Here is a 22,512-nt window from a genome sequence, read left to right on the forward strand (position 1 = left end):
CATACTTGAAAAGTTAGCCCAGTTTGAAATCCCCGAAAAGTTAAAAGTAGAACTAAGAAACCTAAAAGCTATTACGAGTTAAAACGCCCAACACTAATATTGGGTATTTCGAACACACAAACTAAGCAAACATCCCTTGCAAAGGTGGCACGACTTGCTTCTTACGGCTTAATACACTTGGTAACCAAGCACGACCGTTTTCAGTCGTAATATCGTAAGCTTTCTTATTTAGCTCTGCATCATCACTCACAATCAGAAATTCAGAACCTTCTTTCATAATGTCTGTCAGTAACAGCATTACCATATGGCGATAGCCTTCTTCTTTTAGGGCAGCAATATCCGATTCTAAATCCGTTTTGATTTTATCGAACACCGATAAATCAATCACTTCCACTCCAGCTGAGAACGATTAGCAAAAAGATGAAAAAGGATTAACTTTATTCCAATCATCAAAAAGCTTATAGCTTATAACCTCCCTTCAATATAGCTCTGACTTATACCTATAACAGTTTGGAGCTATTTGACATAGCTTACACTTAAACAGAAGTATCAATTATGACTGAAAATATAGCGAGTGGTTCGGTGCTAAATAGTCTACCAAGTGAAGGCGTTACACCTGAAACCCCACGTCTTGCCCCGAATACAGGTCAGCTAAAATATGATTCCTATTATCTTCGAGGCGGTAAACTCGCAATTCACCCTACAGAACTGTATTTTACCAGTCCTCGTTTAACAAGACCTCGGCCAACTTGTGAAAACATAGCCTATACCGTTTCACCGAGAACATCGTCAGAACCGAATTTAGCCCCAAGTACAAATTTAAATCTTCCTAGCGACCCCGAAAAGCTTAAAGAAATCCTTAATTTTGATGATGGTAAATATTCAAGCGCTGATATCAATCTTTTAATAGCGAGTATCCAATCATTGAACTTATCTTATCTCAAAAGTTATATCAGCACACTTACCCCTGAAATGCTTAACACTCAAGCAAATGGCCTTTATCCACTAGAAGCTGCTTATTTAGCTGGAAACACAGCTTTAGTTGATGAGTTAATTGAGTTTGGAGCAAACCCTCGTATTTTAGCCATTTCGAATCTCCAAAACGCACTTTGCTTACCTGGCACAATAGAACGTTATGTTCACCTCTGCCACTATGGAACATTGCGTTCTGAACATATCTTAAAACTGTTGAAAATGAATGTCCCTTATTCGAAAGTTAAACCAATAATAGATAGATATATTTACTCTCAATCATTTAATGTAAATGAGAGTATTGAAGGCAAAACTCTCATGGAGCATGCGTTTTTGACAGGGAGGCCTCAACTCGTTGAATCTCTATTTACCATTGAGCCTAATCAACATCAACCTTTATCAACCGGGCTTAGCCCGCTTTTCTCTGCTTTAAAAGCCAATAATTTAGAGCTTTTCAAGGCCGTTCTTAAACCATCGAGCATGACGCTTACGGAAGAAACCATATTTCAAGTTATGGAAATGAAATGCAATGCTGAATTTTTTGGTTGCTTAATCAGTAAGCTTAACTTGCAGCCTCTACCAAACGCCATCAAACTTTGGAAACATATCACCGCAAAGGCCTGCCAAATGTATCGGATGGATTTCATCGAAGAACTCATAAAGCAAGATGTTCCAACGCCAATAATTGAAGATAAGCTCGCTAAACTAAAAGGAAAATTACTGACTAGGAGTTGCTCAGAAGTAAACAAAAAACGTCTTGTGGAACTCGTTAAACTACCCAAGTTACCCCTCGAACCAGAGATCATACAACTGCTCATTAAACACGATTTACCGGAAAATATTATTTGCGATGCATTATCTAAAGTGAAGTTCACAGAAACTGATGAGCAAACTCTGCAACAAGAACTATTAAAAATAGCCATCAAAAAAGGCTACGCACATTTAATTCAAAAAATATTAGAGTCCCACTCTCCCAGTGAGCAAGTCCAAGAAAGTTGTCTAGAAGAGTTACTAAACATAGAACCACTTACGACTAGTATTATTTTGTGCTTAATGAAGTTAAACATTGCACCTAAAAAGCTTGAAGATAGACTCAATACCCATAATACATCCAGTGATAGATCACTCGATCTGAGCATCATTGCCGCAGGTACATCTCTCATTGAGTTTGCTTTAGAAAATAACCTATTACAATACTTAAGAGTTTTTATCAAAAATGGGAACTATGTTAAAAGTTATAAAGGGTTTGGCTCAATTACGGCATACCTAGTGAACAATGGTGACATAGCAACACTTAAAGAAATTTATTCCTGGCCTGAATATCCTTTTTGTTCAAATGATCTACACATCATCATTCAGCATGATCTTGGCGTTCAATTACTTTTCGACGTCTGTGCAAACAGAAAAAAAGCTTCAGATCCTAAGTTAAAAGATGAATTTCACAGTTTTGATATGAACTGTATCATTACGGCATCTAAAACCGAAGCCAAAATAACCACACTAGAACAGGCTTATCAGCAAGAAAAGCTTGAGTACTTAGCAACTTTACTTAAATTCGATATTGATTTAAATGTTTGCGGTGAAGGAGGAATTATTTTGCTTCATCGAGCTGTTAGAGATAGTCGTATTGATGTACTGAAAATGTTACTTCCAATAACAAAAACTGAGGGATACGATTTAGCAGGAAAAGGCCTTCATTGCGTAGAGTTCATCAATGGAGATACGCCCGTACATATAGCTTGCAAAGCAATAAACCAAGAAGCACTTGGCGTTATGTTCGCTTATATAACACCCGCCACACTGCATCTTAAGAATCTTGTAGGCGATACACCACTGCAAATACTCTCTCAACAATTGGGTTATCGAACCGCAATGCAGTTTCTCTCGAAACTGTTAATGACTTCACAAAGAAAATTACAAGCTTATGAATCATCAGAAAAATTAGACACATCATTAACACAAGAGACTCATAGAGTTTTGAATGAAAACCTGCAGCAATCTCGAACTGGTCAGCCGACACAATCTTCACCCCCTCCGTCATCCCGATTAACAACACAACTTGAGGCTAAATACGATGCACTTTTTGGAAGTGCAGAAAATGCTGATGTTATGCAATCATTAGTACAAAGCCAAAAACAAAGAGCCCAAGAGCTTAGCAATTTAAAAGCGAAAGTTAGTGATCAACAACAAGAAATTGAAATATTAAAATTGAAGTTACAGCGATACGAACAACGTGAAGCTCAGGGACTACCCCAAGCTTCAAGTTAACGTCAATTAAGCAAATGCATCCTGTAGCGGAGGCACGACTTGCTTCTTACGGCTTAATACACCCGGTAGCCAAGCACGCCCGTTTTCAGTGGCGATATCGTAAGCTTTCTGACTAAGCTCTGCATCATCGCTCACGATAAGCAGCTCAGAACCTTCTTTCATAATATCAGTCAGTAACAGCATAACAGTATGGCGATTACCTTCTTCTTTTAACGCTGCAATATCTGCTTCTAGATCTGCTTTAATGTTATCAAACACAGATAAATCAACCACTTCAAGCTGACCAATGCCAACAAGGTTACCGTTCATATTAAAATCTTTAAAATCACGCATCACAAGATCGCGAGGCGCAGTACCACCAACCGCTGATTTCACTTTAAACATTTCCATGCCTAATGCTTTGAAATCTTCAATTCCTGCAATCTCTGCAAGTGCTTCAACGCAACGAATATCAGCAGTCGTGCAGGTTGGTGATTTAAAAATCACCGTGTCACTTAAAATGGCACACAACATGATGCCAGCAATGTCTTTTGGAATTTCTACATTGTAGAAGTCATACATCATTTTAATCACGGTGTTTGAACAACCTACAGGGCGAATCCAACACTCAAGCGGTGTAGACGTAGTTAAGTCACCCAATTTGTGGTGATCAACAATACCGACAATCGTTGCTTCTGCAATATCATCTGGCGCTTGAGTGAGCTCTGAATGATCAACAATGTAAACTTCTTCACCTGCATAGCTCATTTTTAATTCTGGCGCTTCAAAGCCAAAACGATCCAGAATAAATTGTGTCTCAGGCGATGGCTCACCTAAACGCGACGCTTTTGCTGGCTCGCCGATTTGATTTTTTAAATACGCCAGTGCGATAGCACCACAGATTGAATCAGAATCAGGGATTTTATGCCCCACTACATACATTGACATTGCAAACACTCTCTAATTGGTTTTAATGGAAAGGATTTTAGCAAATCTACGCTGAATAAAAAAATACCTTAACAATAATAGCCGTCCCCCAATTACCCCCCTTTGATTTAATGACTCATCAGCAACGACCTCAAAGGAGACTTTCACTCAAGTTGCCTTCAAGATACAATTCGACCTTGGTCTTAACTGTGATTGTAATTGTTGAATGTCATCGTCTGCTCAAGCTGCACAACCTTCTTATATTGTTATCCCTGATAACGTCTCTACACAGCTCACTGTTGTAGACTTTTTGATACAGCAATTCCCACATGTTTCAGCGCAGATTTGGCATCAGCGTATAAAGCAAAGCAAAATTCATTGGCAAGATAACTCGCGATTAAATCTCGACACACTTTGCCGACCAAGACAGCGCGTGTATTACTACCGTGAAGTACAACAGGAAACCAAAGTCCCATTTACAGAACAAGTTTTATTTGAAAACGACCGTTTTTTGATTGTTTTTAAACCGCACTTCTTACCCGTTACCCCAAGTGGTAACTACGTCAATGAGTGCTTAGTTCATCGATTACGCATAAAAACGGGCATTGAAACCATCGCACCTGCACATCGTTTAGATAAAGATACGGCAGGGATCATGTTGTTCACCAAACTGCCTGAGTTTCGCAATACTTATCATTCTTTATTTAAAGACGGCAATATTCATAAGCAATATCAAGCTATTGCCAAGCTCACTCCAGAAGCTGAGTCTGCATTCAAACAACATGGTCAGCAACACTGGGAAGTTAAAAATAAACTCACAAGAGGTGAGCCTTCTTTTTTAGTCAAGCAAACGAGCGGTGAAGCGAACACCCACTCCAAGATTCGATTAATTCAAATAAAGGGAGATTATGGCCTGTTTGAGTTAGAGCCGATCACCGGTAAAACCCACCAGCTTCGTGTGCACATGCTTGGGCTTGGAATGCCAATATTGAATGACCGTTTTTATCCACAGTTGCAACCAAAAGCTGAACCTGACTTTACCCAGCCACTGCAACTATTGGCACATAAACTCGAATTTGTTGACCCCTTTAATGAGCAACAACTTAAATTTATCTGTTCGCCGTTAGGCTTTTAAAAAGCTAGATGGAAGCAGTGTTGTCACTCACTAGAATGAATGTGGCACTGATTTTTTTTACCGCCACATACTTTGCCGTAAATATAATTAAAATTAAATATCGTATAGTCAATGGCGAGATTGCTGACATTAAATTTCTCACCATTCGTTACACAAAAAATAAGGCGAGTTCCAGGTTCACCATATTGCCAGTCAATAATTTTACCCTTAAACCAAAATGGCACACCAATAGGCCGTTCCCAATTAACGATTTCGATTTGCTGTTGTAGATTTTTTGTTTATTCAAGACGACGAATGTGAGGTGTAGTTATTCTACATAAGCATTCGGCAACACAGAAGAAACGAAAAATATACACAGCCCTACGCAAGAGTGACTGCAAAGTATGCTGAACTGCATTGGTAGTCAGGAAAGTTTAAAGTAAGTGCTACCTTAATTTGCCTAATAATCATGCCAATTGTACTTACAGTTGTTACCCTTAATGTCACAAACGTTACCGAAAATAAATTTACTATCATGATTACCAACCTTTTGCCCGTTATTGCTGGTCGCAAGCGCAACATCCTTAACAGTATAACTCTCACCATTTGCCACACTGAATGTTAAATGCCCAATTACGGCGCTACCAAACTCCCAATCAAGCTTCCCACTTTCCCATTTAGGAATACCAATGAGTACATGCCTACGGTAAGTACCTCGAGTGTAATGCGAAGATACACAGTCACCCGGTTGAACATTCAGCTTAAACTCGCAAACAAAATATTCACCATGACCAGAGTGAGCACAGTCTTCAGCAGTGAAGGCCACGGCAATTGCCGTTTTATTCAAATAAGTGGCGAAATGTTCTCTTCTAAATTGATCACTATTAGGATTGTAATATGTCGCATTACAAACCGTCACAACATCTTTTTTAGCGGGTAAGTCAAAATTATTCTCAACAACCTGCGCACTTAACACATTAAAACTGAATAATAATGATAGAGGTAACAACAAAATTCGGTTCTTCATATCACAACACCTGATTTTAATTAACATTAAATGGAGTGTAGAATATGCTCAAAAACACACATAATGAATTATTACTTAGCGACCGTTCAGCTCATCAAGCAATTTTCTGGCTTGTTCACCAATATGATGCTCATCAGGGCGAATATAGCTCTGCTCTATGGCCGTTTGTAATGCTTCACGAGCTGAAGGTTCGTCCCCTAAACTTAAAAAACATTGTGCGATTCGAAACGTTGCCCCTGGATCACAGGCATCCATCACCAACGCATAACCATAAAAATTCAGAGCATGTTTAAATTCACCAAGCCAATGCAAGGTTGAACCAAGCGCCATTTGAAAGCGCCTGTCCCAAGGCATGTGCATAACTAAGTACGTGAACTCAGTCATGGCTTCGTCAGGCTTGCCAGCATTGTATTTTTCTAATCCCTTAGCATAAACATCTTCCAGCTCTTTGGGCGTGATGTTCTTAACTTCAGCTAAGGTCTTATGTTCACCCAATGCTTGCTCACACGCTTTTTCAAGCTTTTTTAGATCAATATTGAGATCTGTTTCCTCTTTTTTCGTCATAGACAACCCAAGTTCTTATATCATTAAAAGTCTAGACGAGACTCACAAGATCAGCTGCCTTTATAAAGCGCTGCATCAACAATTGCCCACAGGTGAGCCACAACAGCAATCACACCTGGGAACACCAGCCACCAGAAAAAATAACCTAAGCTACACACGACAAAGAAAAATACCGCAAAAAAGATTTTTCCCTGAACCAACTGCCCTAACCCCGGAATGAAAAAACTTGCAACCGCAGCGATTACATTTCCTGTAGATCCTTGCCCACTCATATCAATACTCCCTATCTTCGTTTATTGGTTATCTCAATTTTTGGTTATATATTGTGAACTCAGTCAATCTTTGCCATAGTTAGCCACTTATTAAAAAGCCCTCTATATGGAACTGGAGCAACTGCCATGCAATGGCCAACTATTGAGCAACTCAAGCAATATAGCCAAACGTTTTATCAATTCTGTTTACACCTTAAACAGAGGTTAAAACAAGATCAAATCAATATTGTTTCAGGACATTTAACTTACGTTACTTTACTCTCTTTAGTGCCTATCATCGCCGTCATGATGTCCATGCTCTCTGTGTTCCCTGTATTTCAAGGAATACGTGAACAAATTGAAGTCTTCATTTACGGTAACTTTTTACCGTCAGCCAATGACACAATCAAAATCTACATCAATTCTTTTGTCGACAATGCGTCAAAAGGAACAGCCATAGGTATCTTGGCTCTAGTCGTCGTCGCATTTCTACTGATGTCGGCCATTGATAAAACGCTCAATAAAATATGGCGAGTCACCAAAAAACGCCGATTAATCATTTCATTCTCAATGTATTGGATGGTGCTGACATTAGGCCCCGTCTTTGTGGGTGCCAGTTTAGCGGCAACGTCTTATCTAGTATCGTTAAAAATTTTTAATGCCGATCAAATCGCTGATGTTGTGCCATTTTTTGTTGCTCGTTTGCCAATGTTGTTTTCGATGGTGGCTTTTTTAATGATTTATCTTGCAGTACCGAATCAAAGTGTAAAATGGCAGCATGGACTGATTGGTGCTGCGACAGCCGCAATTTTGTTTGAAGCAGGCAAAAAAGTCTTTACCTTTTACCTGACCCACTTCCCAAGTTATGAAGCGATTTACGGTACGTTAGCCACCATCCCAATCTTATTTGTTTGGGTCTATATCTCATGGATGATTGTATTATTGGGTGCGGTAATTACCGCAGCCTTACCCGAATTTGTTGAACAGTTACATAAGATAGAAAATCAAGATGAAAGCCATAATCCAAAGAGTGAAACAAGCGCAAGTTGATGTAAGCAACACCACCATTGGTCAAATCAATCAAGGGATGTTAATTCTCTTAGGGGTTGAGCAACAAGATACCCAGCAAGATGCAGAGCAGCTGGCACAGCGAATTATCAATTACCGGATATTCAATGATGGTAACGGCAAAATGAACCTCAACCTTGAGCAAATTCGAGGTGAGCTATTAGTGATCTCACAATTCACTTTAGCCGCAGACACCAGCCGAGGCCGTCGACCAAGTTTCTCATCCGCCGCAACACCTGAACAAGCAAATACCTTGTATCAGCACTTTGTAAACTATTGTCAGCAACAAAATATCACTACAGCAACGGGGGAATTTGGTGCTGATATGCAAGTCAGCCTTATCAACGATGGCCCAGTAACCTTTGCATTAGAAACAAAAGAAAAATCATGACGGATACAAACCAAACCTTACTCAAGCAACTCACCGAAACATGGCACAGTACCATTCCAGTTAGCCAGTTTATGCAAATTAAACCGCTAGACCTCACTGATGATACTTTTAGCGTTACCGCCCCGATTGAACCAAATATCAATTGTCACAACACCATGTTTGCCGGTTCGTTATCTACACTCGCCACCTTAACTGGTTGGGGTGCCATTTGGTTGCAACAAAAGCTCAATAATGTAACAGGTGATATTGTGCTGGCTGACGGTCACATCCGCTATCTTGCCCCCGTTACTGAGCAGCCTATCGCTAAAGTCAACTGTGAAGGCTTCGACTTTTCTCGTTTATCCGCAGGCAGAAAACAACGCTTTGAACTAAAAATCGACATCATTTGCAATCAAAAAATCTGTGCTGAGTTTTCAGGCGTTTATGTCAGCCTGCCTATTGTAGATTAACAAAGTTTAATAATTGATAATCAAACACAACGCAGTTTCATGCTAAGTTTACCCTTTCAATTATCACTAAAATGAGCATATGTTAGCCGGGATTAAACAACTCCTTGTAATGCGCTTTGAGGCTAAGCAGGAAGTCGTTATTTCCAGAGTACCAGAGGAGGATCAAGACTGGGTAATCGTTGATCGTGGGTATATTGTAAAAACACAAACAGCAATACCAAAAGTCAATGAGCCAAAGCCCAAACACGATGAAGCAAGTAATTACAAATTACAATTCAAACCTCTGGAAGGAGAACCAAGCACTACGAGCTATAAGGTTCATACGAGTCAATTAAAGGAAGCCAATAAAACAGATAAAAAAGGTTTATTTGGAAAAAAGATCTTCTTCTATAAAATTATAAAAGAAAATACTTCTCTCTCTAATGAATTGAATGCACCAGCAGAAAGTCGCCAACCTAGTCCAACACCCGAGCCTGCAATATCATCACGTTTATCAGCAGAAGTAGTATCAATCTCAAATACATCACCACAGGCAACATCGCAAACTGAAGCTACATTGAATTCAACTAAACTACCAAATACACCTAAACACTCTAGAACACCACCTCGTGAAGCGGTAATACCATCACAAACAGAGTTAAAGGGTCCAATTAAAAAAACAGATTATTGTTTCGACCCAGAGATGCAAATAAAAGGTACAAGAAGAGCTATAAATCAACTCAGTAAAGCATCAGATTCATGGCAAAACCCTAAAGATATCATTACCGACTTCAATACCTTCAAAAACTCACTCGCCCCTAAATATAAGAAAAAAGCTCAATTAAATATTGAAAGAGCGACTTCAGGCAATCCTAGTAGTCCTTGGAAAATGACCATCTATTATGATGAAAAACCGCTTGTTCAAGCTAAATTCAGATCCCACAGCGAAGCAGTCCAAACGCTCTACAGCAAACGAATATTACGACAAGCCAATGCAAAATGGGAACAAGCCAAACAACAGGATTATCAAGTGGCCGCTTGCCAATACCTGGCTAAAGGCGATGCTAAAAATCAACGCTACCTTACTGAACATTTATATGACTCGTTGTTCAGTAAAGCAAACGTTGAGCAGTATTCATTTAATCCACATGATTCTAACTGTGCGAATGTTCAATTTAAAAGCCGTTCACTCCGGCGGAGCAAGATGCTCACATTAAAGCCACTCACCTGCCCTACAGATAAAGACCCACATGCAACCTTTAAGTCAATGTTCGAAACAGGCCAACCATTTAATAGCCTTAGTGATTTATTAGCACACCATCAAGGTACAGCCACTGACCCACAGCTTTTGCAAGAGCTCGCGAGCCTTATAAAAGAATTACATTCAAATTTAACTCAATCATTTTGGCAGAGTGAAGCGTTTTACAATTTGTGCCGCAAACTACCACTGAAGCAAATGACGTTTGCCGATTTATGTGACTTAACAGCCCCCAAAACAAAGACCTGAGATTGTTAAACACTGTTTTTTCTGTATCCATTCACGTTTGACGAATAATGACAATAAATTCGTCATTTTTTTGACGATGACAGATAAAAATCAATGAAATTGACAATTTAACCGTTGAGATGACTGATAACGCTTGCATAAAACAGACTAAATTCTACATAAAACGACATATTTGATTAATTTTTTAAACATTTTATACAAAATTTGGTTTCAATTTTGCCCAATTTGTAATACTTTTACCCTACTTATAGTGACCTACGTCAAAGAAGGCAGTTTTCTTTTATGTTGTGGTTAACATGAGTATGTTAACAAGGATGATGCAACGTATACGGAGCCGCAGTGTCTGTTTTATCGATAGTGCGAAGTAGCAAAGAAGTAACAAAGTTGCCCGGCCAAGCATTAGCTTAATTGCTGAGTTAAGAGTCTAGAGCCTAAACTCACAGTAAGTCGGCAACCCAGAAGCAGCAAAGGTTACGAGCGCCTAGGCGCGAATACCTGGGTACTCAAATTTTAAGTGACACCAATTTAGTCACTTAGTCATACAAAAGTGGACAGTGGAGAAAATGACCATGAAAGGTTTAAACTCAATGAAGAGTGTTAAAAATGCAAAGGGTTTCACCCTAATTGAATTAATGATCGTTGTGGCAATTATTGGTATTTTGGCCTCAATTGCTTTACCTGCTTACAAAACATACTCAGATCGCTCTAAGTTTACAGAAGTAGTTTTAGCTACTACACCAGCAAAAACAGCTGTTGAAATTTGTGCTCAAACAGCTGGAAACCCAGTCACAGCTGCTGATGGGAGTGTAAGTAATAACTGCGGGGCTTTAGATGACGGTACTAATGGTACTGCTAACGGATGGGCAGCTTCTCCAATAGTAGCAACAGTTCAAATTGGCGGTACTGCAAGTGCTCCAACTATTACAGCAACTGCTACTTCTGATGCAGGTGGTTATACATATGAGTTAACTGGCACTCTTACAGGAACAAACGGTGTTGGTACATTAACCTGGGCACAAGGTGGCACGTGCAAACAGGCTGGTGTTTGTTAATAGTATGATTTTTAAGAGCAGTTTTTACTGCTCTTAATATTTTTTCAACGGATTGAACAAATATGATAAAAAACCAAGTAATGGATATTTCCATTACTCACCAAAATAAGGCAACGTAGTTTATGCCTGATTCATCGCCTCATCTAGGTCTTTCTAATCTTTTAATTCGCAAAGAGATCATTTCGGCTTCACAAATTCCACAGCTGACAAAACTCGCTAAAAAACAAAATACCTCTTTCCCCGGCATTCTTATTCGTGAAAATTTGATCTCAGCGCTCGACTTAGCCAATTTAGGCCACGAGGAATATGGCACCCCACTACTGGATATTAATGAGTTTGATCTCACCAGCATTCCTGAAGAATTTTTAAACCGTAAGCTGATTGAAAAACATTATTGTTTGCCGTTATTTAAGCGCGGTAATCGCCTCTATATCGCTACCGCAGATCCGACCAATATTTCAGCATTAGAAGAATTTCAGTTTAATGTCGGTATGCACGCTGAAGCAATATTAGTCGAAGCAGACAAACTTGAAGCAGCGATTGAAAAAGTATTAGAAGACGATCTATCCAGCCTCGATCTTGATGGCCTTGATGAAGAAGGCTTGGGCGATATTGAAGTTGCCGAAACTGAGCGCAAAGACGAGGGTGCTGGCGATGGCAAAGACGATGCACCAATTGTTATCTACATCAATAAAATCCTCACCGATGCGATTCGTAAAGGCGCATCAGACTTACACTTTGAGCCGTACGAAAAAAAATACCGCATTCGTTTTCGTATCGATGGCGTATTGCAAGAAATCTCTCAACCGCCGATTGGTTTATCTGCCCGAATTGCCGCTCGCTTAAAAGTGATGAGTAAACTGGACATAGCTGAGCGCCGTGTCCCGCAAGACGGTCGAATCAAGCTTAAATTAGGCCGTAACCGCAGCACTGACTTTCGTGTAAGTACCCTACCGACCATTTGGGGCGAGAAGATCGTAATGCGTATTTTAGACTCCGCCTCTGCGCAACTGGGCATTGAAAAACTGGGGTATGAGTCAGAACAACAAAAAATGTACATGGACGCCCTAGCTCAACCGCAAGGGATGATTTTGGTTACTGGACCAACGGGCTCAGGTAAAACCGTATCGCTGTACACTGGGCTTAACATCCTTAACACCGAAGAGCGCAATATCTCCACCGCCGAAGACCCAGTGGAAATTAATCTTGAGGGCGTCAACCAAGTTCATATCAATTTAAAAGCAGGCTTAACTTTCGCCTCAGCACTGCGTTCATTCTTACGTCAAGATCCTGATATTGTCATGGTCGGTGAGATCCGTGATTTAGAAACCGCTGAAATTGCGATTAAAGCAGCGCAAACCGGTCACTTAGTGTTATCGACTCTGCATACCAACTCAGCGGCTGAAACTCTGACTCGTTTGTCCAATATGGGCGTTCAAGGCTATAACATTGCCAGCTCGGTGAGCTTGATCATCGCTCAGCGCCTTGCCCGTCGTTTATGCCCACATTGCAAAAGCCCTGAAGACGTACCACAAGTTGAACTGCAACGCCTTGGTTTTACTCAAGAGCAAATTGATGATGGTTTTACGGTATACAAGCCAGAGGGGTGCGACCAATGTACAGCTGGCTTTAAAGGCCGTGTGGGTATTTATGAAGTTATGAAAATGAGCGAAGACTTAGCAAAATGCATTATGGAAGGCGGCAACTCGTTAGATCTGCTTAAAATTGCCCAAACTGAAGGCATGTGCACTCTAAGGCGGTCAGGGCTACTCAAGGTACAGCAAGGGATCAGCAGCATTAACGAAATTAATCGGGTAACCAGTTTTTAACGAAACCAAGCAGTTGATAGGACAGGATTATGGCAACGGCATCAGTAAGCACTAAACGAGCAAACCGTAAGGCAAAAAAGTCTAAAGCGGCTCAAAAAGTATTTACTTTCCAATGGAAAGGGTTGAACCGTGACGGTGCTAAAAGCTCAGGTGAAATCCAAGCTTCCAGTGTTGCCGAGGCCCGTGCTTTACTCAAACAGCAAGGAATTATAAGTAAATCCGTTCGTAAAAAGTCAAAATCGATATTGTCTGGCGACAAGCCCATTAAGCCAATGGACATCGCCATGATCACTCGCCAGATTGCCACCATGCTCTCAGCCGGCGTGCCTTTGGTGACCACCATTGAAATGCTGGCAAAAGGCCATGAAAAACCCAAAATGCGTAATTTATTGGGGGGTATTTTGAATGACTTACAAGCGGGTATCCCTCTATCTGAATCTCTGCGCCCCCATAAACGATATTTTGATGATTTATACGTGGATTTAGTTGCTGCGGGTGAACACTCTGGCGCTTTAGATACCGTATTTGACCGCATTGCTACTTACCGTGAAAAATCAGAAGCACTCAAGTCTAAAATCAAAAAAGCCATGTTTTACCCTGCAGCGGTTGTCATTGTCGCAATGATTGTGACCGTTGGGTTATTGCTGTTTGTGGTGCCGCAATTTGAAGACATTTTTAAAGGCTTTGGTGCTGAGCTGCCAATCTTTACTCAATTTGTACTCGGTATTTCCCGCTGGTTACAAGAGTGGTGGTGGGTGTTTTTTATCGCCATTACTGCCGGCGTTATTGGGTTTATTCATAGCCACCGTAACTCTCAACATTTTCGAGATCAAATCGATGCATTAATGTTAAAAATTCCTTTGATTGGTGAAATTCTCCATAAAGGGGCTATGGCTCGCTTTGCGCGAACGCTGGCAACAACCTTTGCCGCAGGTGTACCTTTGATTGAGGGTATTGAGTCAGCCGCTGGCGCCTCGGGTAATGCGGTTTATCGCAAAGCTTTGATGAAGGTGCGCCAAGAGGTCATGACCGGCATGCAAATGAACGTAGCGTTGCGTACCACTAATTTGTTCCCTGACATGCTGATTCAAATGGTGATGATTGGTGAAGAATCCGGATCATTGGATGATATGCTTAATAAACTTGCCAACATTTATGAAATGCAGGTAGACGATGCAGTAGATGGTTTATCTAGCTTGATTGAACCAATAATGATGGTAGTAATTGGTACCGTAGTTGGTGGTTTGATCGTCGCAATGTATTTACCGATTTTCGAAATGGGTAATGTGGTCGGGTAATGAAGAGTCATAAATATTTATTCATGAATAATTAAGTCACTGGTAATTTTTACTTTTGTTTTTTGTTCTACGATTAAATTACATTGTTAATCGTAGAACAGTATGAGCCTAGCATTAGCCCGAAGATCATTCACAGCACCACACCTCATAATTCAACCAGACAAAGGTAATGAGTCGACATTACCATCAACAGCTCTATTGCAAGATTATCAAGTCACACAAGCTGACACCTCAACAACTTCAGACTTTCAATCTGAAATAAAACAATCCACACCTTCAGCAGCGTCTGTCTCAGAATACTCTGTAGATGTATTTCAACAGAATGAAGCCGAAGTTGAGCAGCTCCAAGCACAATGTCAAACAGCCATTTTAGATCTCTCTTCCAGTTTGCAAAGTACGGCATTATCGGATATCCCAGCTCAAGAGTTAGCAGCGTTGTTTCTCGAAGTACCAGCTCTTATAAAGCTCAAAGATGAAGCATTACAAACTGAACTCATATTTTGCTTTTTGACAATAAAATCTACACTACAAACGCTATCAGAAAGATTTAATGAGCTTAATTTTTCATGGGGTTCGGAAGGACGAGAGTTTGCAGCAAATTATTTAAAATTGATGGCTGAAGATCTCGATACACAAGCATTAACCGCAGACTTTAAATTGTTATTCAGTAAACGCTTTTCAGAGTTTTGGAAAGCTAGGTATCAATTCAAATACACAATAGTGCCTGCTGAAGTTAATGACTTTATTACTTCTCCTACCTCAAAAAATTCCACGCTAGTTAGCTATCCGAATACTCAAAAATCTACAGGCATCAGCGATTTGATCATAACAATGAAATTGTTGCCAAAAATAGCAGCCGCTTCATTTGAAAGAAAAGCAATCCGAACATTAATCGCCAGAGATTGCCTCGCTAAATCTCTATCAGCAGCACAAATTTATCAATTAACGCCTAGTCAGCTAAGTTGCTTTTGTAGCCCAAATTTTGATAAATATTATCAGCAACTTTGTGGTCATTCAGAAACATCTTCTCTTACATTGAGAATTAGAGAAAACCCAGTATCAAAGGCAAGAGCAGAAGTCATATGGCTGATGAGTCAAAATGATTCTCGTGACGGCTTAGATGAAGAAGTTTACTTAGGTAAAATGAAAAAACTTGATGAATTACTTGCTCAATACCAATTTCAACGAGCGTTGTTTAATTTTCATCATATGCAAAGTGTGGAGAGTACGGAATCAATCTCTATACAATCCCATAAAATGAGATTTGGTGAAGAGCTCGAGTATTGGTTTAGCGGCGATAGAGAGCAAAGCGAGGACTCTGAAGTCATTAAGGCGAACTTTGAATACATAAAAGCATCCTTAAGATCTTTGCTTAAAAGTGAGCAAATTGAATTCAGCGAATACTCACCTGAACTTGGAGAAACTATCTTCAAAATCGGAAATTGGGAATTGAAGCTTTTCCTAGAAGCAAATTATCTTGAATGTCATTGCACTCCTTATACTGATCGACAATTATTTTCTGTCAGCCGAAAACAGCAACCTTGTGAATTCGATACTTATCAGTTACTCGAAAAGACCATTTACAAGTTGAAGCAACAGACGGGATTAGTTGGCATGTCAGGTCATAAACATGTTGATATTTCAGAGGTTTTTAATAACAACCCTGAATTGCTATTACGGTTCTCAATACTGTGTCATAACATCACTTACTTACCATTCATTACACAACGGCTTACAAGTATCGAGTTCTTTGAATATCTAACTTCAGAAACTCGACAAGACTTACAGCCAATAATTGAATTCATAAATTGCGGATTTGCACAGCATTTAACTTCTAAACAAACCGATTTCTCAGCAATGATTGAGATTAAACTGTTATTACAAAGTATTGGCATTGGGGATGGGAAGCAGCAAGCCATCAACCTCTTGCACCTTCGTGATGCAGAACCAACTCAAGATATCGCGATCGAACCAAGTAGCACGATCGAACTCCGGACATTTGACTGCCCAAGAAGCGGTTTACAGTCTTTGGCAGAAAATAAATTAATTATCGGGCTTGTAGAATTAGCCTTTGAGCAATTAATAAATCGAGAACCCATTACCTTAACGGCTAAGCCTCCTGAATATTATCAAAATCATCCACGAGAAGCAGAATATCAAATGGCAAAGCTTTGCAATACCTTAGGATTAAGCGCTGAAGAATACGTATCGATAATGGCCATACCGATTACCGATGCATCTGTTTTAGAAGGTGGTTACTCAAGAGAAGACATCGATGAATATCTAGAATCAATAGACTCTGAATAAGCCTCACGTTAATAAAGTTAACATTTCGGAAATTAGCTCTGCATTCACTCACTAATTCATATTACAATCAAAGCAATATACTTAGAATACTTATGTAAACTTGCCATGACTGAACTCTTAGCCCTACTTGCCGAAAATCCAACTACATTCTCGATACTTGCATTTATTTTTGCCGCCATTGTCGGTAGCTTTTTAAATGTTGTGATTCATCGTACCCCAGTGATGATGAAACGGGAATGGCAGCAAGAGTGTAATCGTTACCTTGAGGAGTACCACCCACAAAGGTTTAAGGCATTAGGTGAAAAAGAACTGAATAAGCCTATCGATAGTTTCCCACAAAAGTACAACCTACTCACACCGACATCCGCATGCCCTAAATGCAACAGCAAAATAAAGCCATGGCATAATATTCCTGTCCTCGGCTGGATAATGCTCAAAGGCAAATGTGCCAATTGCAGCGACAAGATTTCTGCCCGCTACCCAATCATTGAATTCATTACAGGGGTAGCAGTTGCTTACCTCGCATGGGTATTTGGCCCAACACTCGAATTTGCAGCAACCAGCCTCTTAACTTTTGTGCTGATTGCCTTAACCGGCATTGATTTAGATGAAATGTTATTGCCCGATACCTTAACACTACCTATGTTATGGCTAGGCTTAATTCTTAATATCAACGGCACCTTTGTTTCGCTTGAATCCGCATTAATTGGCGCTATTGCCGGATATTTAAGTTTATGGTCGGTTTACTGGGGCTTTAAACTCTTAACGGGTAAAGAAGGTATGGGTTATGGTGACTTCAAATTAATGGCAGTATTTGGTGCATGGCTCGGTTGGCAGATGCTCCCACTCATCATTTTATTATCCTCGCTTATTGGTGCTATCGTGGGTATCGGCTTAATTGCTACACGTAAACTTCATTCAGGCAACCCAATCCCTTTTGGGCCTTACATTGCGGTAGCAGGTTGGATAGCCATGCTGTGGGGAAAAGACATCGTGAACTGGTATTTGGTTAATTGGGTCTAAAAGCCATGGATAAATTTGTCGTTGGATTAACAGGTGGTATTGGCAGCGGAAAAACAACCGTCGCCAATTTATTTGCTGCTCAAGGCATTGAGCTTGTTGATGCCGATATAATTGCGCGTGAAGTGGTTGCTATTGGCAGTGAGGGGCTCAGTGAAATTGCGGCACACTTCGGTGAATCAATTTTATTAGAGAACGGTGAGCTCAACCGAGCAAGCTTAAGAGAGAAAGTATTTTCGAATGACAACGAACGTCAATGGCTGAATCAATGTTTGCATCCTAAAATAAGAACAAGAATGTTACAGTTGATTAATTCTTCATCAAGTGAGTATACTGTGTTGGTCGTGCCCTTGCTATTTGAAAATGGTTTAGATAAGTTGGTAAATCGCACTTTAGTTGTTGATATTTCAAACGAACTACAAATAAAGCGCACTTCCAAACGCGACGCTGTTTCAAAAGCCCAGATCCAAAGTATTATTGATAGCCAAATGTCACGGGAAGACAGGTTATTAGAGGCTGATGATGTCATCTATAATCAAGGAGAGATTATCGATTTAGAGCAAGCAGTTATAGCTCTGCATGAAAAGTACTTAACACTAATAAGAAAAGCTAAAGATTAAGACTATGACTGAACTCATTTACGAACAGCCTCTCAACGAAAAAACCCGAAGTTACTTACGACTTGAATACCTCGCTGATCAACTTGAGTTCAATTTTGAAAATGATCACCAACACGCCTGTTTTTTTCCTTTATTTTCCTTATGGGAACTCTGTGAACGTTGTGATTATCGCAATGACGTGATCAAAGAATTTGACCGACAACTCTGCCTATTAAACAAATGGCGAGATCTGCCTGACTCAGACAAACCGCAAATTCAGCAGCTCGTTGATAAAATCAATTTACATCGTTGCCAACTGATCAAATCACCACGATTGGGACAAGAGCTCAAAAATGATCGCTTTTTATCGGCGATAAGACAACGATTCAGTATGCCTGGTGCCAGTTGCAGCTTCGATTTACCTCAGTTACATTTTTGGCTTGGTAAACCTTGGTCGGAGCGACAACACCACTACCAAGTTTGGTGTGAACACTTTAGACCATTATTAGAGGCCGTAAAGCTAATTTTAGAACTCTGCAGGAATACAGCTCAATTTCAAACGAAAACAGCCTCTAGCGGCTTTTACCAAGGTGAAAGCAACCAAGCCCTAGCGTTAGTGAGAGTGCGTTTAAATGAATGTAATGGCTGCTATCCAACCATCAGTGGCAACCGTAATCGTTTCGCCATTCACTTTGTCTCTTTTGAGCACCATAAACACACAGATCAAGCAATAGAATTCGAACTGGCGGCTTGCCGTTAATGCTTTCAGAGCCTTAGGGGCTGTTGATTTTTCAGGATTAAATTTTGTGCTACTTTAGGGTTTACCTGTTCAAGGCGTGAGCAGTGAAGCTTAGTCATCTAAGTGAGCTGGTCACAACACAGAACGGTGAACGCTAAAAAGCATCGAAAAAAGAGAAAGCGAAAATTGGCCGCTCTTTCAAAATAAAAAGTACTGCGTTATCGCTTGTTTATTTGGAAGACAGTTTTATATGTCGGTAATAATCAAACCGCATAAGCGCTGCCTTGCATAAAATAACCAATTTATCGCTGCAAAAACAATCACGAAAGCTCAACAGACTCTAGAATGAAATTAATGTTTATTAATTAAGAAAACCTATATGAATCGGCTAATATTAATCCAATTAGTTCATCAATTAAGAGAATTAAAGATGAAAACGATTCAAAAAACCAACTGCCTTTGTTTAACGCTTACCGTACTAGTAAGCCCAACTTTCGCAGCAACTAAATATCAAATTAATATAGAGCCTGTCACTGTAAACTCCTCAGCTCCAAGCAAATTCTTTAAACGAGACTTGAGTTTCACAGTGAGCAAAAATGGGGATCATGTCATTGCCTACAGCGGTTTTGAGAACGATAAGACTCCAGTTGAATCTTACGAACCTAAAAACTCATTGTTTCAATCTGACAATATGGGACAAAGTTGGCATATTATTGATGGTTCAGATAGTTTTGGTGATTGGAATACCCTTGCCTATTCACATCAAAACGACAACAATTTAATTGCAGCAGTCGAAAAAGACAATAACTTAAAAATGTCCTCAGATAACGGTAAAACATGGACAAGCATTAAGACTAAAACCTGTGATATTAACGAACATAGTGATTACGATAATTCTGACGATCAAAACACGATTCTTTTGAACCATGCAGATGACAAAGTTATTTATTACATTTCTAATGAGATCTCCACAGATCAATCGAGATTCAAGTATTCAATCGATGGGGGTGTTTCTTGTCTACCATCCGATCTACCAGATCCAGATCTAACTATCAGTACTTGGCATGTTCACCAAGCGCCCGATGGTAAAAGCCTGATAGCCGTTGCAGGCAGCATTGCACGAGTATCTTTCAACAACGGCAAAAGTTGGGGACCTGAAATTGACACTAACGTCACTACTGAAACTTCACCCATTATCAAGTTTTCTCGAACTAACCCAAAATTATCTTACCTGCTACCTGTAGAATCGTATGGAAATATTCCATTTTATGCACCACAAAAAAGTTTCGGCGTTTCACAAGATTCAGGCGTATCATGGACACGCATTGATTTACCACGGGCAATTACTAATTACCAACCCGTTTCAATAGATAACCAAGAAATGCAGCTGGTCACCTTCGGTGATGCTTATGATGCAAGCGATAACATTTTTGCATTAACAACCATTGATGCCAAAAATAAGGCAAGCCTTCAGACGTTAGATGTTACTTTTAAAGGCAACCCAATGGATAGTGATGAAATGAAGCTAGGAAAGAATTTCAATGTCGATATCACACCAATTAAAGATGACGGCACCATTGGTCTTATAACTATTGAACAACGTGATGTTCACAATTATTACCGTTACGAAATAAAGCCTGAAAAATAACATCCTGCCATTTCTAAGATATCTTTGAATTGTAAACTTCAGTATTATGTTGGCATTTACAATTCAGAGATACATTCTTTATGCCATTAACGGTTAAATGCCCTACTTGCCAAAAAGACGTCGAATGGCAACCTGAAGCGAAATTTAAACCTTTTTGCAGTGAGCGCTGCAAGTTGATCGACTTAGGTGATTGGGCTTCAGAAAAGCATGCTATTCCTGTCAATCCACAAATGGATATTACCAATATTGACCTTGAAGATATTGGTTATGATGAACCTGACTTTTTTAAAGAAAAATAGTGCAAGGGCATAAAATGAAACGAGTTCATGTCGCTGTCGGTGTCATCATTAATGATGCAAACCAAATTTTAATTTCGAAGCGATTAGATCATTTGCACCAAGGTGGCAAATGGGAGTTTCCTGGTGGGAAAGTTGAGAGCAGTGAAACTACGTCTCAGGCGTTAATCAGGGAATTAAAAGAAGAAGTAAACCTTAATGTTACCTCTACAACACCTTTTATGACTCAAAGCTTTGATTATCCAGATAAGCAGGTGTTTCTCGATATTCACCTTGTAACAACATTTACGGGTGAAGCTAAAGGACTAGAGCAACAGCAAATAAAGTGGGTTTCCAAAGCTGACATCAGTGATTATCAATTCCCTGATGCCAACTATGCCATCATCGAAAGATTAGAGCAGACAAACTAATAACAAAGACTTAATCGTTAATCGCTTGCTTTACATTAGCCGAGAATTTAAAACTTGGCTGATTATAGCCTTCAATCTCAATGCTCTCTCCGGTCTGAGGGTTCCTTCCCTGCTTTGGTAAGTGATATCTCAACTCAAACGTACCAAACTGGGGTAAAAATACTTTTTCCCCCTCAGAGAGCGCCTGATGAACCATCTTCAAAAGTGAGTTTAACGCTGACTTAGTGTCTTTTTGCGATGTTTCAGATAATTCGGCCATGGCTTTAACCAATTCAGACTTGTTCATACTGCAACCTTGAAACAAATAGAGGAAAGAGCTTCAATCAATCGAATATAAATTAATTTAAAGCACATAGAAAACAAAAAAGCCCCGTCATTTCTGACGAGGCTTCGTTGTATTGGCGGAGCGGACGGGACTCGAACCCGCGACCCCCGGCGTGACAGGCCGGTATTCTAACCAACTGAACTACCGCTCCAATTTTTGTCTCACTTCAACAAGGAAGAAAGAACCAATTTGGCGCCTGGCAATGACCTACTCTCACATGGGGAGACCCCACACTACCATCGGCGATGCTGTGTTTCACTACTGAGTTCGGGATGGAATCAGGTGGTTCCGCAGCTCTGTTGTCACCAGACAAATTCTTTAATAATGGTGCTGATACCCAGAATCGAACTGGGGACCTCATCCTTACCAAGGATGCGCTCTACCGACTGAGCCATATCAGCTAATTTTTTACGTCGTAAAGCGACTTTATCTACCTTTAATGCCAGTAGATTTAAATCTCTTTTTGTTTTACTTACTTAAAAATAAAACTAAA

21 protein-coding genes, 2 tRNA genes, 1 rRNA gene and 1 pseudogene are annotated in these 22,512 nt (G+C 40.0%); 16 read left to right on the forward strand and 9 right to left on the reverse strand.

Annotated elements, in window-relative coordinates; genetic code table 11:
* Positions 1–121: 121 nt before the first annotated feature.
* A pseudogene (locus tag AC1EU2_RS05775) lies at positions 122–394 on the reverse strand (DHHA2 domain-containing protein); the annotation flags it as partial.
* A 161-nt stretch (positions 395–555) separates the two neighbouring features.
* Between AC1EU2_RS05775 and AC1EU2_RS05780 the strand changes: the two are divergent.
* Positions 556–3,240, forward strand: coding sequence for a hypothetical protein (locus tag AC1EU2_RS05780; protein ID WP_480297025.1), 2,685 nt, complete (start codon positions 556–558; stop codon positions 3,238–3,240).
* A gap of 6 nt (positions 3,241–3,246) precedes the next feature.
* On the opposite strand, the gene AC1EU2_RS05785 is transcribed toward AC1EU2_RS05780, so the two are convergent.
* Positions 3,247–4,167, reverse strand: coding sequence for a manganese-dependent inorganic pyrophosphatase (locus AC1EU2_RS05785; protein WP_480297026.1), 921 nt, complete (start codon positions 4,165–4,167; stop codon positions 3,247–3,249).
* A 205-nt stretch (positions 4,168–4,372) separates the two neighbouring features.
* On the opposite strand from AC1EU2_RS05785, the gene AC1EU2_RS05790 reads away from it, so the two are divergent.
* Positions 4,373–5,281, forward strand: coding sequence for a pseudouridine synthase (locus tag AC1EU2_RS05790; protein WP_480297027.1), 909 nt, complete (start codon positions 4,373–4,375; stop codon positions 5,279–5,281).
* Positions 5,282–5,720: 439 nt separating this feature from the next.
* On the opposite strand, the gene AC1EU2_RS05795 is transcribed toward AC1EU2_RS05790, so the two are convergent.
* From AC1EU2_RS05795 to AC1EU2_RS05805, 3 genes are all read right to left on the reverse strand, one after another.
* Complete coding sequence (locus tag AC1EU2_RS05795; protein WP_480297028.1) at positions 5,721–6,287, reverse strand: hypothetical protein; 567 nt, start codon at positions 6,285–6,287, stop codon at positions 5,721–5,723.
* A gap of 75 nt (positions 6,288–6,362) precedes the next feature.
* Positions 6,363–6,851, reverse strand: a complete 489-nt coding sequence (locus AC1EU2_RS05800) for a SycD/LcrH family type III secretion system chaperone (RefSeq protein ID WP_480297029.1) — start codon at positions 6,849–6,851, stop codon at positions 6,363–6,365.
* Between the two features lie 50 nt (positions 6,852–6,901).
* Entirely contained in the window at positions 6,902–7,123 is a 222-nt protein-coding gene (locus AC1EU2_RS05805) for a hypothetical protein (RefSeq protein ID WP_129946090.1), read from the reverse strand.
* Between the two features lie 126 nt (positions 7,124–7,249).
* Here AC1EU2_RS05805 and AC1EU2_RS05810 point away from each other — a divergent pair, with 126 nt between their 5' ends.
* From AC1EU2_RS05810 to mutT, 14 genes are all read left to right on the forward strand, one after another.
* Complete coding sequence (locus AC1EU2_RS05810) at positions 7,250–8,152, forward strand: virulence factor BrkB family protein (RefSeq protein ID WP_480297030.1); 903 nt, start codon at positions 7,250–7,252, stop codon at positions 8,150–8,152.
* Positions 8,112–8,561, forward strand: coding sequence for a D-aminoacyl-tRNA deacylase (gene dtd, locus AC1EU2_RS05815; protein ID WP_480297031.1), 450 nt, complete (start codon positions 8,112–8,114; stop codon positions 8,559–8,561). Before AC1EU2_RS05810 ends, dtd begins: the two co-directional genes overlap by 41 nt.
* Entirely contained in the window at positions 8,558–9,010 is a 453-nt protein-coding gene (locus AC1EU2_RS05820) for a thioesterase domain-containing protein (RefSeq protein ID WP_480297032.1), read from the forward strand. Before dtd ends, AC1EU2_RS05820 begins: the two co-directional genes overlap by 4 nt.
* A 79-nt stretch (positions 9,011–9,089) precedes the next feature.
* Positions 9,090–10,496, forward strand: coding sequence for a hypothetical protein (locus AC1EU2_RS05825; RefSeq protein WP_480297033.1), 1,407 nt, complete (start codon positions 9,090–9,092; stop codon positions 10,494–10,496).
* A gap of 569 nt (positions 10,497–11,065) precedes the next feature.
* Complete coding sequence (locus tag AC1EU2_RS05830) at positions 11,066–11,548, forward strand: pilin (RefSeq protein ID WP_480297034.1); 483 nt, start codon at positions 11,066–11,068, stop codon at positions 11,546–11,548.
* A gap of 122 nt (positions 11,549–11,670) precedes the next feature.
* Entirely contained in the window at positions 11,671–13,377 is a 1,707-nt protein-coding gene (gene pilB, locus AC1EU2_RS05835) for a type IV-A pilus assembly ATPase PilB (RefSeq protein ID WP_480297035.1), read from the forward strand.
* A 29-nt stretch (positions 13,378–13,406) separates the two neighbouring features.
* Positions 13,407–14,675, forward strand: coding sequence for a type II secretion system F family protein (locus AC1EU2_RS05840; protein ID WP_480297037.1), 1,269 nt, complete (start codon positions 13,407–13,409; stop codon positions 14,673–14,675).
* A 102-nt stretch (positions 14,676–14,777) separates the two neighbouring features.
* Positions 14,778–16,982: a hypothetical protein gene (locus tag AC1EU2_RS05845; protein ID WP_480297039.1), complete on the forward strand. Its 2,205-nt coding sequence runs from the start codon at positions 14,778–14,780 to the stop codon at positions 16,980–16,982.
* Positions 16,983–17,087: 105 nt separating this feature from the next.
* A complete protein-coding gene (locus tag AC1EU2_RS05850) occupies positions 17,088–18,005 on the forward strand; it encodes a prepilin peptidase (protein ID WP_480297040.1) in 918 nt (305 codons plus the stop codon).
* Between the two features lie 5 nt (positions 18,006–18,010).
* Complete coding sequence (gene coaE, locus AC1EU2_RS05855; protein WP_480297041.1) at positions 18,011–18,622, forward strand: dephospho-CoA kinase; 612 nt, start codon at positions 18,011–18,013, stop codon at positions 18,620–18,622.
* Between the two features lie 4 nt (positions 18,623–18,626).
* A complete protein-coding gene (zapD, locus tag AC1EU2_RS05860; protein ID WP_480297042.1) occupies positions 18,627–19,361 on the forward strand; it encodes a cell division protein ZapD in 735 nt (244 codons plus the stop codon).
* A gap of 409 nt (positions 19,362–19,770) precedes the next feature.
* Complete coding sequence (locus AC1EU2_RS05865) at positions 19,771–20,988, forward strand: beta propeller repeat protein (RefSeq protein ID WP_480297043.1); 1,218 nt, start codon at positions 19,771–19,773, stop codon at positions 20,986–20,988.
* An 80-nt stretch (positions 20,989–21,068) separates the two neighbouring features.
* Positions 21,069–21,287 carry a DNA gyrase inhibitor YacG gene (gene yacG / locus AC1EU2_RS05870; protein ID WP_480297045.1) on the forward strand — a complete coding sequence of 73 codons (219 nt, stop codon included), beginning with the start codon at positions 21,069–21,071 and terminating at the stop codon, positions 21,285–21,287.
* Between the two features lie 14 nt (positions 21,288–21,301).
* The gene (gene mutT / locus AC1EU2_RS05875) at positions 21,302–21,694 is read left to right on the forward strand and encodes an 8-oxo-dGTP diphosphatase MutT (protein WP_480297046.1); all 393 of its coding nucleotides are present in this window, start codon (positions 21,302–21,304) and stop codon (positions 21,692–21,694) included.
* Between the two features lie 10 nt (positions 21,695–21,704).
* On the opposite strand, the gene AC1EU2_RS05880 is transcribed toward mutT, so the two are convergent.
* From AC1EU2_RS05880 to AC1EU2_RS05895, 4 genes are all read right to left on the reverse strand, one after another.
* Complete coding sequence (locus AC1EU2_RS05880) at positions 21,705–21,980, reverse strand: HU family DNA-binding protein (protein WP_480297047.1); 276 nt, start codon at positions 21,978–21,980, stop codon at positions 21,705–21,707.
* A 113-nt stretch (positions 21,981–22,093) separates the two neighbouring features.
* Positions 22,094–22,170: transfer RNA gene (locus tag AC1EU2_RS05885), tRNA-Asp, on the reverse strand.
* Positions 22,171–22,213: 43 nt separating this feature from the next.
* A 5S ribosomal RNA gene (rrf, locus tag AC1EU2_RS05890) occupies positions 22,214–22,329 on the reverse strand.
* 15 nt (positions 22,330–22,344) lie between these two features.
* Positions 22,345–22,420: transfer RNA gene (locus AC1EU2_RS05895), tRNA-Thr, on the reverse strand.
* Between the last annotated feature and the right edge of the window lie 92 nt (positions 22,421–22,512).

It is taken from the genome of Parashewanella sp. 2304DJ23-3 (assembly GCF_056591695.1).